Raw genomic sequence first — 15263 nt, forward strand, 5'->3', positions numbered from 1 at the left:
CGCATGACTCTGCTGCTGACCCTGGACGACGGCTCCGTGCAGCGCAAACTCGCCGATGCGGTGGAGTTCGCGCGTGTCGCGGTGCTGGCGGAAGCGCCCGAGGAGCAGATCGGTGCCCACGTCGGCGCCGGCCGGGAGGACGCGGTCTCGGCGAGTCACCTGTTCGAGGCGCAGGTGCCCGGCTACCGCGGCTGGCGATGGTGCGTGACGATCGCTTTGGCGGGCGACGACGAGCCGGTGACGGTCAGCGAGGTCGTCCTGGTCCCCGGCCCCGAAGCGCGCATCGCGCCGGCGTGGGTGCCGTGGGAGCGCCGGGTCCGCGCGGGTGACCTCGGCGTCGGCGACATCTTCCCGACGGACGACAACGACCCCCGCCTAGCACCGGCGTACCTCCAGTCGGACGACCCGGCGGTGGAGGAGGTGGCCCGCGAGACGGGCTTGGGCCGCATCCACGTCCTGTCCCGCTTCGGCCGCGAAGACGCGGCAACCCGCTGGCACGGCGGCGAGTTCGGCCCCCGCTCGGACATGGCCCGATCGGCGCCGGGAGTGTGCGGAACGTGCGGTTTCTTCGTCCCGCTGGCGGGCTCGCTGCGAGGCGGCTTCGGAGCATGCACGAACGACATAGCCCCAGCGGACGGCCACGTAGTTGACGTCGAGTACGGCTGCGGAGCGCACTCTGAGGTAGAGGTCGAGGTGACATCGTCGATCCCGGTGGCGGAACTGGTCTACGACGACTCACTGCTGGAATACGACACGCCTGAAGCAGCGCCGGCTGCCGAGCTTTCGGAAGCTCCGGCGGCTGAGGTTGTTTCGCCGCCCACGGCCCGAGCCGAGGGAACGGTTGCAGACCCGACGGTGGCTGAGGTCGAAGCGGTAGCGGTGGTCGAGGCCACGGAGGCAGTCGAGTCCCCGGCAGCGGAGACCGAAACCGCGGTGACGGAGGCCGACCTGTCACCGGCGGAGGTGGAGCCGGAAGTAGCGGAGGCCGAGGCAGCAGCGAAGACGCAGGCCGAGCCGCTGACGGCCGAGGCGATTCAGTCTGCGGTGACGGCGGAAGCCGAGCCGACCAAGGTCGACCCGGTGGTGGCTGGGACCGAGCCGGCTGCAGCTGAGCCTGTGGCCGTCGGGACCGAGTCGGCCGAGGTTGACCAGGCGATTGCCGGGACCGAGTCGGCTGCGGTTGCGCCGGTGTCGGCTGAAGCCGCACCGGGAGCCGAGGTTTCGGAGCCGGCCCAGGCCGAAGCGACTGCCGAGCCGCAGTCGGTTGTGCCTGAGGCCGAGCCGGTTACGGCGGCGGCCGAAGCGGCAGCGGCGGAGCCGCTGACCGCCGAGACGGAGTCCGCTGCGGCCAAGCCGTTGGCGGAAGAAGCCGAGCCAGCTGCTGCGGTGTCGGCGGAGACCGAGTTGGCGGAGGCGGAGCCCGTTGCGGCGGAGACCAAGCCTTCTGAGGCCGAGGTTGCGGAGCCGGCCCAGGCCGAGGTGACTGCCGAGCCGCAGTCGGTCGTGCCGGAGGCCGAGCCGCTGGCGGCTGAGGCGCCGGAGTCGACCCAGGTCGGTGCCGAGTCGCAGGTGGTCGAAGCCGAAGGTGTTGCGGTCGACCAGCAGTCGGCTGAGCCGGTTGCGGCGGCCGAGCAGGCTGAGGTGTCGGAGCCGGCCCATGCTGAGGAGCCTCAGGCGGTTGTGCCTGAGGTTGAGCCGGTCACGGTTGCCGGTTCTGAGGCCGAAGCGGCTTCCGAGCAGGAGCCGGGCCGGGTTGATGTTGCCGAGTTGCCGGGCGCTACGCCTGAAGCTCAGGAAACTGCGGTGGGCGAGACCGGTGCGGCTGACGTGCCGGAATCGGCCCAGGGCGATGTGGCTGCTGAGCCGCAGGTGGTCGAGGCTGATGATGCTGCGGTCGCCGAGCTGTCCGTGGTGGTCGGCGAGCCGGTCGCGGCCGAGGCCGAGGTGACCGACACCCCTGTTGGGCCGTTGGCGGAGGGTTCCGAGGTCGAACTGCCGGAAGCTGTGCTGACCGACTCGGTTGTCACCGAGACCGTCGAGCCGCAGAAGGCTCAGCCTGCTCAGGCCGAAGTGACCTATGCGGTTGTCGCCGAGCCGACTCAGGCCGAAGGCACCGAGGCGGGGAGCGCGGGCACCGAGGCAGCAACTGACGCCACGGAAACCGAAGCCGCGCACCACGACGGCACCGGGACCGGGGCCACGGAGACCGAGGCTGTGCATCGCGATACCGCCGGGACCGGGGTCGCGGAGCCTGAGGCCGCGCAGCACGACGCCATCGGGATTGCGGGGACCGAGGCCGCGCAGCACGATGCCGCCGAAACCGAAGCCAAGCACCACGACGGCACCGAGACCGATCACCGCAGCGAACGGTGACCGGGTCTGCTGCTGAGCCGGCCGGTTCCGACCCCTTCGGTACCTCGCGGCTTCGGGATGCGACTCTGCGCGCCTGGCGGGACTCGCCCACTCGGCTTATCGAGGACACCAACGTCGAGCGGGACCTGCGTGTTGGGGCCTATCGGGATCGGCTCTTTGTCGAGCTTGCGCAGAACGCTGCCGATGCCGCTATGGCCGCCGGTGTGCCTGGGCGCGTCAAAGTGTCGCTTGTGGACGGTCAGCTGAGGTTCGCCAACACCGGTGCTCCGCTCGACGCGCGGGGTGTGGCCTCGCTCGCGTCGCTGCGGGCTTCCGGCAAGACCGGGGACACCGTCGGGCGCTTTGGGGTCGGTTTTGCCGCCGTCCGGACCGTTTCCGATGAGCCGCAGGTGCTCAGCACCGCTGGTGGGGTCGTCTTTTCCGCCGAGCGGACTCGCGAAGCCGCCGGGATCGACGGTGACGTTCCCGTTCTGCGGCTGCCGTGGCCGATCGAGGCCAAACCGTCCGCCGGCTTTGACACCGAAATTCGCCTGCCGCTGCGTGGCGATGTTGATGGGCAGGCTCTTCTGGACGAGCTGGGTCACGACATCGGTGACCTTTTGCTTGCCCTGCCGTGGCTGGCTGAGGTCGATGTGGACGGTCGCGTTTGGACTCGTGATGCCGACCAAGACATCGTCGAGATTCGCGGGCCTGGAAAGAAAACCCGGTGGCTGACTCATCGCGGGGACGTCGTCTGGGCGGTTCCGGTCGACGACCACGGGACTCCGGTTCCGCTCGTGGAAGACGTTCTGCACGCGCCGACGCCGACCGATGACGGGCTTTCGCTGCCCGCTCGGCTGCTCGCTCCCGTGCCGGTCGAGCCGTCGCGACGGCGGGCGCTTCCCGGTGAAGAACTCAAACAGGCGCTCGAAAAGGCCGCGGAAGAGTACGTCGATCTGGTGCGGCTGCTGCCGCCGGAACACCGGTTCGCGCTTGTGCCCGTGCCCGGGTTTCCGAAGTCCACTGTGGACGCTCAGCTGCGGGACGACGTGCTGGCGCAGCTCGCCACCGAGCCATGGTTGTCCACTCAGGACGGTCGGGAGGTCTCCGGTCGTCAGGCGCGGGTGATCGACGTCGATGTGCCTGGGCTGCCCGCGCTGCTGACCGACGTCGTTCCCGATCTGCTCGCCGAAGCGCCGCCCGCCAGTGCGCTCAAAGCTGTTTCCGTGCAAGTGATCAGCGTCGAAGAGGTGCTGGAAACGCTTACCGGCGCCACGCGGGAGCCGTCCTGGTGGCACGACGTCTACCAAGCACTGAACATCGCCGTCGAATCCCACGCGCTCGCCGCGGCGAGGCTCGACGGGCTGCCCGTGCCGCTCTCCGACGGCCGTACGTTGCCCGGTGCGCGGGGCAGCCTGCTCGTCGACGGCTCGGCCGAGCTGCTCGACCTGCTGTCCGATGTGGACATTCCGGGACTGCGGCTGGTGCACCCCGCGGCGTCGCACCCGCTGCTGGAACGGCTGGGTGCCAAGCACGCCGACGCGCGTGAGCTGCTCAACGCCGACCAGCTGCGTGACGCCGTCGAACGCAGTGTCGAGGACGTCCGGTCCGGTTTGGACGGGACGACGCTCGCCGGCGCGGTCCTCCGGCTGATCGCCGACTGCGGGGACGACGCTCCACAGTGGACCAGCGCGCTCGCGTTGCCCGCCACCGACACCTGGCGCCGTGCCGACGAACTCGTGCTCCCGGCGTCGCCGCTCATCGACATCTTCGACGAAGAGGTCTTCGAGGAGGACGGCACGCTCGACGTCCTCGACGACGACTTCGCCGAAGACTGGCCGGACGGGACGCTGAAAGCCGTCGGTGTGCTCGACTCGTTCGCGCTGGTCAACGACGACGAGCCGCACGAACCCGACCACGACCTGCCGGACGAGGAAGCCTGGTGGGACGCGCGCTCCGAGCCGCCGTCGACGCTCGTCGCGATCCGGGACCTCGACCTCGTCGCCGACGACTCCTGGCCCGCGGCGCTGCGCCTGCTCGCGACGCGGCCCGAGACGTGGCACGCGCTGCGCACGCCCGGTGGGCACGCCGCCTGGTGGATCGCGCAGTACGCCGTGCTCGGCGGCCTGGCGCCGAACGAGTGGCGGCTACCGGACGCCGACCTCGCCGGGCTCTACGACGAGGTCCCCGACGTCGGCCTGACCGAAGACCTGCTCCGGATCGCCGGAGTGCGCAAGGATCTCACACTGTCCACAGTGGACGAGGCCGCGGACGTCCTGCGCCGGCTCGGCGACCCGGACCGCACCGTCTCGGCCGGCTTGGCCACGCGCGCCTACGACGCCGTCGTCGAGTCCGGGTTCGATCCCGGCGCACCGGACGCTGTCCGGGCCGCGGACGGGTCCGTCGTCGAAGACGCACTGGTCCTGGACGTGCCGTGGGTCGCCGGGGCGCTCGAACCGGACCAGTACGTCGTCGCGCCCGACGAGCCGGAGCGGCTGGCGGACCTGCTCGACCTGCCGTTGGCGAGCACCACCCCCGCCGAGATCATCAGCGAGGGCGAGTACGCGCCGTGGGCCGAGCTGCCCGCGCTCAAGCTCGTCGCCGAGCAGCTCGGGATCCGGCTGCCCGACGGTGGTGTGCTGGTGCACGACCCGCTGACCGTGTCGATCCAGCTCACCGAGCACGACGTCCAGTGGTGGTCCGACGGTCGGCTGCACGCGGCCGACACGTCGGAGGGCCTGGCCCGCGCGTTCGCCTGGGCGACCGGGCGCTGGCCGGACCGGCACCTCATCACGGCGCTGCTCGACGACCCGTCGCCGCGGACGCTGCTGGCGTAAAGGACTAGACCCGCTGCGCGGAACGAGAGCCGCGGCGGGCGGCGGCGCGCTGCCACAGGATGATCGCCATCCCGATGAAGCCGAGCACGAACCCGGCCAGCGCCGTCTGCACCCACAGCCCCGAAGTCGTGAAGAAGAGCACCACCAGCGCGACGGTCCAGATCGTGGTGCCTACGATCACCACCGGCGTCAGGTCGGTCAGCCTCTTGGGCAGTTCCGGCGTGTGCCGCAACGAGCCCGTAACCTCCGGTGGATTGCTCGGATCACTCACGAGGTGCAGGGTACTCCGCAGCAGCGAGAGAATGGGCAGGCGAATGGCGGAGCAGGAGACGACCCCCACCGGGACGCCGGAGGCGGCCGGCACCGGGACGTCCACACTGGACCGGTTCTTCAAGATCACCGAGCGCGGGTCGACCGTGCCGCGCGAACTGCGCGGCGGCCTGGTCACGTTCGTCACGATGGCCTACATCGTGGTGCTGAACCCGCTGATCATCGGCAGTTTCGCGCCGGACGACGCGGCCGCGCACAAGGACCTGCTCGGCGGGATCCTGCCGGTGCCGCAGGTCGCCGCCGTCACCGCGCTGGTCGCCGGGGTCATGACGATCCTGATGGGCCTGGTCGCGAACTACCCGTTCGCCATCGCCACCGGCCTGGGCATCAACAGCCTGGTCGCGGTCACCATCGCCCCGCAGATGACCTGGCCCGAAGCGATGGGCCTGGTCGTCATCGAGGGCGTCATCATCGTGGCGCTCGTGCTCACCGGCTTCCGCACGGCGGTGTTCAAGGCCGTGCCGGCGTCGCTGAAGTCCGCGATCGCCGTCGGCATCGGCGTCTTCATCTGCCTGATCGGCCTGGTCGACGCCGGGTTCGTCCGGCGCCTGCCGGACGACGCGCACACCACCGTCCCGGTCGGCCTTGGCATCAACGGCTCGATCGCGTCCTGGCCGACCGCGGTGTTCGTCGTCGGCCTGCTCATCACCGGCATCCTGGTGGTGCGCAAGGTCAAGGGCGCGATCCTGATCGGCGTGCTGTCCTCGACGGTGCTGGCCATCGTGGTCGAGGCGATCGTCAAGGCCGGGCCGTCGAAGGGCACGAACCCGAAGGGCTGGAACCTCGGCTACCCGGCGCTGCCGGACCAGGTGCTCGGCCTGCCGAACCTCTCGCTCGTCGGCGACGTCTCGTTCGGCGCCTGGACGCGGCTGCCGATCATCACCGTCTGCCTGCTGGTGTTCACGCTGGTGCTGGCCGACTTCTTCGACGCCATGGGCACCATGACCGGCCTGGGCAAGGAAGCCGGCCTGATCACGAAGGACGGCCAGCTCCCGAACGTCGGCAAGGCGCTGTTCGTCGAGGGCCTCGCGGGCGCGGCCGGCGGTTTCGGCTCGGCCAGCTCGAACACGGTGTTCGTCGAGTCGGCGGCCGGCATCGCCGAAGGCGCCCGGACGGGCCTGGCGAACGTCGTCACCGGCGTGCTGTTCATCGCCGCGATGTTCCTGACGCCGCTCTACCAGGTGGTGCCGGTCGAAGCGGCCGCGCCGGCGCTGGTCGTGGTCGGCGCGATGCTGATGGCGCAGGTGCGCGACATCGACTTCACCGACTACGCGATCGCGCTGCCCGCGTTCCTGACCATCGTCGTCATGCCGTTCACGTACTCGATCGCGAACGGCATCGGTGCCGGCTTCGTCAGCTACGTCGTGATCCGCGCGGCGACCGGCAAGGCCCGCCAGGTGCACCCGCTGATGTGGGTGATCGCGGTGGCGTTCGTCGCGTACTTCGCGGTCGGCCCGATCCAGGCGGCGTTCAGCTGATCAGCCCGGCGCGCTGACCTTCATCGCGGCGTCCAGGACGCCGCGGTTGCGGTCGAACTCGGCGGGCGGCGCCTCGAAGCGGATCGTGACGAGGCTGTCGCCCGCGCCGAGCCCGACGACGGCGACCCGCTCGGGCGTGCCGTCGCGGAGGTAGGTGTAGTCCCATTCCGCCGCATCCGGGATGTCACCGGCTTCGACGGGCGTGACGACCGAGCCGTCGTAGTGGGTCTTCGCGGCGATGGCCTTGAGCCCGCTCAGGGCGTCTTCCTGCGTGATCGGCACCTTGTCGGTCTCCAGCAGGAGGTTGCCGCTGCGGTAGCTCGCGCGGTCCTTGTCGCGGGTCACGGCCCAGCCCGACGGGACCGGGATCCGGATCGCCCAGCCGCGGCCGTCCGCCACGTCCGGGAACGCGTACTCCGCCACGGACGGCTGCGCGGACGGGCTCGGCGCCGCTGTCGACGGCGGTGGTGCGGCCGCCGGCGCTTCGCCGCTCCAGAACAGCGCCACCACGACAGCCAGGATCGCCGCGCCGACCACGGCCGCGCCCACCAGTTTCTTGTTCATCCGACCCCCAGGTTCCTCCGTCGGGAAGGACGCGCGGCCGACTTCCGGGTTGCGGGTTGACGGAGATCACCTGAAGGGAGGAAGTTTCGTAAGGTATGCTAACTATATGTCCGGCGACACGCACGAACGCTCCTTGGCGAGCCGTCTGCGTCTCGCGGTGGTCCGGCTCAACCGCCGGCTGCGGGCACAGCGCGTCGGGGACGATCTGACGTTGACGCAGGTCGCCGCGCTGTCCACCTTGCACAAGTGCGGTGCGCTGACCCCGGGTCAGCTCGCCGCGAAGGAAGGCGTCCAGCCGCCCTCGATGACGAGGGTGATCGCCGCGCTCGAGGAGATGAAGTTCGTCGAGCGGCGGCCGCACCCGACCGACGGTCGGCAGGCCATCGTCGAGTTGTCCGAGAGCGGGCTGGCCTACGTTCAGCGGGCCATCTCCGTCCGGGAGGCGTGGCTGGACCGGCAATTGGCCGATCTCGGTGACGAAGAGCGTGAAGTGCTCTCGAAAGCCGCCGAAATCATCGACAGGATGGCGGGGAACTAACCACGGTGACCACCACGGGTAGCGAAACAGAACGACAGATCGAGACCACTGCTACCCGGGACACGGCACCACCGCCGTCTTCGTCACCGCCGTCCGAATCCGTGCCCCAGCGCCGCGGCAGCATGTTCGCCTCCCTGCGGGTCCGCAACTACCGGCTGTTCTTCACCGGCCAGGTCATCTCGAACATCGGCACCTGGATGCAGCGCATCGCCCAGGACTGGCTGGTGTTCACCCTCAGCGGCAACAACCCGATCGCCCTCGGCGTCGCGGTCGCGCTGCAGTTCACGCCGACGCTGTTCCTCTCGCTCTGGGCCGGCGTCCTCGCCGACCGCGTCGACAAGCGGCGGCTGCTGACCTGGATCCAGGCCGCGGCGTGCTCGCAGGCCGTCGTGCTGGGTGTGCTCGACCTGACCGGGCTCGTGGCGCTGTGGCAGGTCTACGTCCTGTGCTTCACGCTCGGCATCACGGCGGCGCTCGAAGTGCCGACGCGGCAGTCGTTCGTCGCCGAGATGGTCGGGCGGGACCAGATCGCGAACGCCGTCGCGCTGAACTCGTCGATCTTCAACATGGCCCGGATCGTCGGCCCGGCGATCGCCGGCTTCGCGATCACCTGGATCGGCACCGGCTGGCTGTTCATCGCCAACGCGGCCAGCACGATCGCGGTCATCACCGGGCTGATCCTGATGAACCCGGACAAGCTGTTCCGCGTCGCGGCCGTGCCGCGCGAGAAGGGGCAGCTGGCCGAGGGCCTGCGGTACGTCCGCCGCCGGTCGGACCTGATGACGGTGATGGTGCTGGTGCTGTTCGTCAGCACGTTCGGCATCACGTACTTCAGCTCGCTCCCGATCGTCGCGGCCAACGTCTTCCACACCGCGGCCGACGGTTACGGCCTCCTTTCGACCCTGGTCGCGGTCGGTACCTTCACCGGCGCGATCATGTCCGCCCGCCGCGGCACGAAGGGCAGGCCACGGGTGCGGCTGATGCTGATCTCGGCGTTCTTCCTGGGCGTGTTCGAGCTGATCACGGCGTTCATGCCGAACTACCTGACGTTCGGCCTCGGCCTGATCCCGCTCGGCTTCGCCACGATGACGTTCCTCAACACGGCGAACGCGCTGGTGCAGACCTCGGTCAGCCCGGAGATGCGCGGCCGCGTGATGGGCCTGTACGTGCTGGTCCTGATCGGCGGCAACCCGATCGGCGGCCCGATGGTCGGCTGGATGGCGCAGGCGTTCGGTGGCCGGTCTCCCTTCTACATCGGTGGCGCGGTTTCGGCGCTGGCCGCGGTGGTCTGCGCGATCGTGCTGATCCGGCGGGGCGGGGTCTCCTGGCCGGTGCAGCGGGGGTTCGGGCTACGGGTGCTGAAGCGGACGAAGGTCTAGCGGCCGAGCAGCGGTGGGATCAGCTTCCCGGCGAGTTGGCGCAGCCTGCGGTCGATCTTCGTCTGGGCGGTAGTTGGGGTACACTTCGTGGGCACTCGTCATTAGACGGGCGAAGTGAACCCGGCAGCCTTCCGGACGGTGGGTGGGCCGGGTTTCGCGTATCCAGCGTGCTACACGATCCGCACTTCCCGGACGAAGTCCCGCGCTCTCACCTTCCATTGCCCGCCGCGTTGCCAGCACCAGGCGATCGCGTCCGGAATGGAAAGCAGCGGCTCTTCATGTGCTCGATGGTGGCGATATTCAAGGGTTTCGTGACACCCGTGCTGCCGGGACGAGCGATAGAAGATCCGCCGGTCGAGATCGAGAACCGATTCATCGGTCTCGATGACGAGCATGCGTGTTCCCGCAGACGCCAGGTCCGCGACGAGGCCGTCCAGACATGCTTCGCGCTGCTGTCGGCGGGGATGCGCGGAACCGTCGTAGATCGTGACCACGGGCGTGAGTTCGGCGACGACATCGAGGATTCGCTTGCGACGACCATCGCTTTCATGGGTGAAGTGCAGGCGCCGCTGGCCGGGCAACACGAGGCCGCGCATGCTCTGGCGTGCGCGGCCGAGATCGCCGGGAAGCACAGCGGCTGCCGTGATCAGGTAGCCGCCTTGCTTGGTCTCGTCGACGAACACGTGCGCGGTCACCGAGGCATTGTGCTGCATGGCCATCGACGGTGAGTAAGCACCCCGACTCGCTGGGTAGTTCCGACGCTCGGCACGCGCCGACAGAAACCGTCGGTTTCGCGCACTGGACGTCACCCGTACGAGTGAGATCCGAGTCTCCCTGGAAGACCTCTTGCCTCATGAGATGAGGTTAGGCTAACCTCATACACGTCCGCTTCGTGGTGGGAGCGGCAGTCAGTTCGGGAACGGACGGAGCCCCGGCCCTGGGAACCCCAGGCCGGGGCTTCGTTCATATGCGGGTCACGGCAGTGTCGGGCTGAGCGAAGGGCTCGTCAAGGGGTTCTCACCCGGGAGCGTGGGCAGGCGCTGCAACGCCATCCCGAAGTACACCCGGTAGGCCGCGCGGATCGCGTCGTCGCCGGTCAGGGGGACCTCGTGGCGGACGCCGTCCTCCGTCTCGATCAGCTTGGCGCCCGAGAGCGTCACGCGGCCCTGGGACGTCGGGCGGGAGCACGTCAGCGACCGCGTGAAGTGCGACTCCGGGGACGTCGACTGCCACCAGGCCATCGGCACGAAGTCCGCGAGCGGGCGCGGACGGCGTTCCAGGCGGTACTGCGGCTTCCCGTCCATGAGGATGTCCACGTCGCCGTACGGCGCGTCCAGCAGCAGGAAGTCGCCTTCGGGGTCGCTCTGCGCGTCCACTCCGGACAGGCGCAGCGGGTGCCGGGAGAACCGGCCGAAGCCGACGTCGAGCAGCCACGGCTCGTCGAGCTCGACGACGACCGCCGCGTGGTCCAGGGGTGGGCCGAGCGAGCCGTCCGGGCGGAAGACTTGCGCCGCGCGCAGGGAAGCGTCGTAGCCGAGCTCGCGCAGCAGGGCGGCGAACAGGCCGTTGAGCTCGTAGCAGAACCCGCCGCGGCGCCGCTCGACGATCTTGGTGAACAGCGCCTCCTCGGAGAGCTCGATCGGCTCGCCGAGGTGGACGCTCAGGTTTTCGAAGGGGACCGCCGCCAGGTGGCGTTCCTGCAGGGTGCGCAGCGTCGCGAGGTCGGCCGCCGCGGGCCATGCGACGCCCAGCCGGGCCAGATACGCGTCAACGTCCATGCCCTCAAGCCAAACACCTCGACCGCACTCGAGGTCAAGTGCTGTAATCCCCCGGGGGTCGAACCCCCGGACCCCCGCCAGGGGGCTCCGCCCCCTTGGATCCCCCGAATGGGTGGGAACGGAAACGGGGCCCTCCACAGTGGAGGGCCCCGCTTGCGTACCGCGTGCTCAGCCGAGCAGCAGGCCGTTGCCGCCGGCGACGGCGTTGTCGAAGCGCTTGCTGATCTCGGCCCAGTTGAAGATGTTCCACAGGGCCTCGACGTACTTCGGCTTCACGTTCTTGTAGTCCAGGTAGAACGCGTGCTCCCAGACGTCGACCAGCAGGATCGGCACCGTCGGCAGGATCAGGTTGTTGTGGTGGTCGCGCAGCTGCTGGGTGATCAGCGTCTTGCCGATCGGGTCCCAGGAGAGCGCGCCCCAGCCGTTGCCCTGGATCGTCGTCGACACGGCGGTGAACTGCGCCTTGAACTTGTCGAAGGAGCCGAAGGCCTCGTCGATCGCGGCGGCCAGCTCGCCGGTCGGCTTGTCGCCGCCTTCCGGCGACAGGATCTTCCACCACACGACGTGGTTGGCGTGGCCGGCCAGGTTGAAGGCCAGCGTCGTCTCGAGACCGACGATGCCACCGAAGTCCCCGGCGTCGCGGGCTTCCGCGATCTTGTCGAGGGTGTCGTTCGCGCCCTTGACGTAGGTCGCGTGGTGCTTGCTGTGGTGCAGCTCGTTGATCTCGCCGGAGATGTGGGGCGCCAGGGCGCTGTAGTCGTAGTCGAGATCGGGGAGCTCGTAGCGGGCCATTGGCCCTCCTTCTGTCTTCGACACAAGATTCCGGTATCGAACCTAGTAGCACACGGCCGCTCGCGGCGAGCGGGGGCGCGTCGTCGTCCCACCCCTTGGGGGTCCGGGTGGCGGAGCCCCCGGCTCGGGGCGAAGCCACGATTGTTACTGCTTGGGACGACGGGTTCGACAGTGGCTTACCCGGGGGCACGCCACCCGAAACCGAGCCTGCAACCTGGACTTAAGTCGAGGTCAAGGTGCTGTGACGACGATCATTCAGGCGATGCGGAACTCGGTCAGCCGCTGGGCCAGCTCGTCGAACACCGCGACGTTGCACTCGAACGCCACCAGTGTCTCGTCGATCACCCGGGCGCGCTCGGCGTCGGTCCAGGGCGCGTTGTCCAGCTTCGCGCGGTAGACGTCGCGGAACTTCGGGGCGCTGCCGATGCCCTCGAAGTGGTAGAAGAGCGTGCCCGCGTCGGCGACGTCGTACGTCTTCTCCAGCAGGCGGCGGATGGCCTGACCGCCCGCGATGTCGCCCAGGTAGCGCGTGTAGTGGTGGGCGACGTAGCCGCCGGCCCACGCGGACGCCTCTTCGATGCGCGCGACGTACGCGCGGGTCGACGCCAGAGGCGTGATCGTCGAGCGCCAGTCCGGGCCGACCAGGTGCGCCAGGTCGCGCTCCAGGCTCGGCAGCCGGCGGAGCGCGTCGAAGACGAACTCGCCGCCGACCGGGTCGCCGGCCATCCGGTCGCTGGCCGCCTCGATCGCGCTGTAGATGAAGTAGTACTGGATCGCCAGCTGGGTGTAGCCGTCCTGGGACAGCTCGCCGCCCAGCAGCGCGCGCATGTACGTCGAGTAGTTCGCCTTCTCGTGCACCTGCAGCGTCGAGGCGCGCAGGGTCGCCGAGAACGGACGGGTGTCGAGGTCCGTGGTCACCGACATGGAAGGCCTCCCGGCGATCGATCTGACACACTGTCAGAAAGAGCCTAAGCCATAACCAGCGGTAAGGCTACCCTAAACTTTCGCCGTCCCGACCGCGCGCAGCACGAACCGGACGGCCGCTTCGACGACGTCGTCGCGCTGCTCCGGCGGCCCCTCGACCAGCGCCCGGTTGCCCAGCGCGGCGGTGATCATGGCGATCAGGACGTCCGGGTCCTCGGCCGGCCAGCGCCCCAGGTCGACGCCGCCGGCGAGGATCGCGCGCAGCCGGTCGGTGATCGGGTCGGCGTGCGCGCTGATCCGCCGGTACGCCGCGGGGGCCAGCGCCGACGCGAGCGCCGTGCCCGGCGGCATGTGGTACTCGGCCAGCACCCGCAACTGGAGCCGGACGAACGTGGCGAGCTGGTCCACCGGGTCGGCCTGGGCCTCGACGGCGTCGGTCAGCCGGGTGACGTACCGGGCGGCCTCGTCCTCGACGAAGGCGACGAGCAGGCTCTCCTTGTCCGGGAAGTGGTTGTACAGCGCGCTCCGGCCGACGCCGGCGGCCGCGGCGACGCCGGTGAGCGAGATCGCGTCGAAGCCGCGTTCGTACAGCTGGGCGCGCAGGACGTCGAAGACGCGCGCGCGGACCTCACGGCGATGCGCCTCCAGCGACCCACCGAGAATCTTCGGCATCGGCCCAGGCTAATCGGCCACGGGCCACGTGTGCACGGGCTCGCCCGCTTCCGAGAGCTCCAGGTAGCGCCCGAGCATCCGGGTCAGCGCCGCCTCCCGGTCGAGCCCGTGCTCCTGCGCGTGCACGACGAAGTCGCGCTGCCAGGTGGCCCCGGTCCGCCGCGCGAGGCACCGCTGCTCGATGATCCCGAGGTAGCGCTCACGGGCCTCGTCGGAGACGTCGGAAGCGCGCAGCCCCTCGTGGGCCAGCGGGAGCAGCACGCGCAGCGCGAGCTCGTCCGGCGGGATCCAGCCGATGCCCGGCCAGTACAGCTGCGCCTCGAAACCGCGGCGCGCGCCCGCGTACAGGTTCTCCTCCGCCGCCTGGAACGACATCTGGCTCCACACCGGGCGTTCCGCCTCGGCGAGCGCGCGCTGGGCGCCGTAGAAGAACGCCGCGTTCGCCACGGTGTCGACGACCGTCGGCCCGGCGGGCAGGATGCGGTTCTCGATGCGCAGGTGCGGCAGGCCGTCGACGACGTCGTACACCGGGCGGTTCCAGCGCCAGATGGTGCCGTTGTGCATCCGCAGCTCGGTGAGCTTCGGCGCCTGACCGGCGTCGAGCGCCTCGATCGGGTCCTCGGCGTCGGTTTCCGGGAGCAGGCCGGGGAAGTAGCGGACGTTCTCCTCGAACAGGTCGAAGATCGACGTGATCCAGCGCTCGCCGAACCACACCCGCGGCCGGACGCCCTGGTTCTTCAGCTCTTCCGGGCGCGTGTCGGTCGCCTGCAGGAACAGCGGGATGCGCGTCTCCTGCCAGAGCGCCTTGCCCAGCAGGAACGGCGAGTTCGTGGCGAGCGCGATCTGCAGCCCGGCCAGGCACTGCGCGGCGTTCCAGTGGGCGGCGAACTCCTCCGGCGCCACCTGCAAGTGCAGCTGCACGCTCGTGCACGCGGCTTCCGGAAGAATGGATTCCGCATAGCTGCGCAGGCGTTCCGGTTGCTGGCCCGGCAGCGGCGCGCCCTCCATCGCCAGCACGGTCCGTTCGCCGCGCGCCGCGAATATCTGGTCGTTCAGCGTGACGTACCGGGATTTGTTGGTGAGCCATTTCTGGTCGAAGTGCTCGTGCTTCAACGTCGGCAGGATGCCGATCATGGCCAGCGCCGACCCGTTGTCCCCGGCTTTCGCCGACGCCGTGCTCAGGTACGCGCGGAGGTCGTCTTCCAATTGGAGCGCGGAATCGCCGGCCAGCGGCCGCGGCGGCACGTTCAGCTCCAGGTTGTGCTGCCCCAGCTCGGTGGTGAACGACGGGTCGTCCAGCGCTTCCAGCACCGCGGTGTTCGTCATCGACGGCCGTAGCTCGCGGTCGACCAGGTTCAGCTCCACCTCGAGCCCGATGTTCTTGCGGGGGAACGAAAAACTGCCGTCGGTGAGCATCCGGGCCAAGGTGTCGAGACAGCGCTGCACCTTGCGGCGGTACCGTCCTCGATCGAGCGTGTTGAACGGTTGTGCCGCCAGGTCCATCCCCATGACCATCCCTGCTTCGCGTCGGCGTGGAACTAGTACGTGTTTCAGGTTCCCGGCGGATAACCGTTTCACAGCGGTTGAATCCGTGCTAGCGGCCAAACTGGTGCTCTCCG

13 protein-coding genes are annotated in these 15263 nt (G+C 69.5%); 5 read left to right on the top strand and 8 right to left on the bottom strand.

Going from position 1 to position 15263, the window contains the following annotated elements; all coding sequences use genetic code 11:
- Window positions 1-3 precede the first annotated feature (3 nt).
- Together OG570_RS16035 and OG570_RS16045 are read left to right on the top strand one after the other, a co-directional pair.
- Complete coding sequence (locus tag OG570_RS16035; RefSeq protein ID WP_326957309.1) at window positions 4-2373, top strand: DUF3027 domain-containing protein; 2370 nt, start codon at window positions 4-6, stop codon at window positions 2371-2373.
- Window positions 2370-5189, top strand: a complete 2820-nt coding sequence (locus tag OG570_RS16045; protein WP_442788274.1) for a sacsin N-terminal ATP-binding-like domain-containing protein — start codon at window positions 2370-2372, stop codon at window positions 5187-5189. Before OG570_RS16035 ends, OG570_RS16045 begins: the two co-directional genes overlap by 4 nt.
- A gap of 4 nt (window positions 5190-5193) precedes the next feature.
- Here OG570_RS16045 and OG570_RS16050 read toward each other — a convergent pair whose 3' ends face one another.
- Window positions 5194-5421 (bottom strand): DUF2530 domain-containing protein, encoded by a 228-nt coding sequence (locus OG570_RS16050; RefSeq protein ID WP_247063724.1) that lies wholly within the window; start codon window positions 5419-5421, stop codon window positions 5194-5196.
- A gap of 82 nt (window positions 5422-5503) precedes the next feature.
- On the opposite strand from OG570_RS16050, the gene OG570_RS16055 reads away from it, so the two are divergent.
- A complete protein-coding gene (locus OG570_RS16055; protein ID WP_326951682.1) occupies window positions 5504-6997 on the top strand; it encodes an NCS2 family permease in 1494 nt (497 codons plus the stop codon).
- On the opposite strand, the gene OG570_RS16060 is transcribed toward OG570_RS16055, so the two are convergent.
- A complete protein-coding gene (locus OG570_RS16060) occupies window positions 6998-7561 on the bottom strand; it encodes a hypothetical protein (RefSeq protein ID WP_326957315.1) in 564 nt (187 codons plus the stop codon).
- 106 nt (window positions 7562-7667) lie between these two features.
- Between OG570_RS16060 and OG570_RS16065 the strand changes: the two genes are divergently transcribed.
- Both OG570_RS16065 and OG570_RS16070 read left to right on the top strand, forming a co-directional pair.
- Entirely contained in the window at window positions 7668-8099 is a 432-nt protein-coding gene (locus tag OG570_RS16065) for a MarR family winged helix-turn-helix transcriptional regulator (RefSeq protein ID WP_247058446.1), read from the top strand.
- A 122-nt stretch (window positions 8100-8221) separates the two neighbouring features.
- Window positions 8222-9478, top strand: a complete 1257-nt coding sequence (locus OG570_RS16070; protein ID WP_326944688.1) for an MFS transporter — start codon at window positions 8222-8224, stop codon at window positions 9476-9478.
- A 170-nt stretch (window positions 9479-9648) separates the two neighbouring features.
- Here the strand turns inward: OG570_RS16070 and OG570_RS16075 are convergent, their stop codons facing one another.
- From OG570_RS16075 to OG570_RS16100, 6 genes are all read right to left on the bottom strand, one after another.
- Window positions 9649-10197, bottom strand: a complete 549-nt coding sequence (locus OG570_RS16075; protein ID WP_326957317.1) for a hypothetical protein — start codon at window positions 10195-10197, stop codon at window positions 9649-9651.
- 255 nt (window positions 10198-10452) lie between these two features.
- Entirely contained in the window at window positions 10453-11256 is an 804-nt protein-coding gene (locus OG570_RS16080; protein ID WP_326957319.1) for an arylamine N-acetyltransferase family protein, read from the bottom strand.
- A 168-nt stretch (window positions 11257-11424) separates the two neighbouring features.
- Entirely contained in the window at window positions 11425-12048 is a 624-nt protein-coding gene (locus OG570_RS16085; RefSeq protein WP_247058440.1) for a superoxide dismutase, read from the bottom strand.
- 255 nt (window positions 12049-12303) lie between these two features.
- Window positions 12304-12972 carry a biliverdin-producing heme oxygenase gene (locus OG570_RS16090; RefSeq protein WP_326957321.1) on the bottom strand — a complete coding sequence of 223 codons (669 nt, stop codon included), beginning with the start codon at window positions 12970-12972 and terminating at the stop codon, window positions 12304-12306.
- Window positions 12973-13044: 72 nt separating this feature from the next.
- Complete coding sequence (locus tag OG570_RS16095) at window positions 13045-13644, bottom strand: TetR/AcrR family transcriptional regulator (protein WP_326944684.1); 600 nt, start codon at window positions 13642-13644, stop codon at window positions 13045-13047.
- 9 nt (window positions 13645-13653) lie between these two features.
- Window positions 13654-15153: a glutamate-cysteine ligase family protein gene (locus OG570_RS16100; protein ID WP_247058435.1), complete on the bottom strand. Its 1500-nt coding sequence runs from the start codon at window positions 15151-15153 to the stop codon at window positions 13654-13656.
- Window positions 15154-15263: the final 110 nt, after the last annotated feature.

Origin of the sequence: Amycolatopsis sp. NBC_01286 (assembly GCF_035982555.1) — a bacterium.
GTDB lineage: Bacteria > Actinomycetota > Actinomycetes > Mycobacteriales > Pseudonocardiaceae > Amycolatopsis.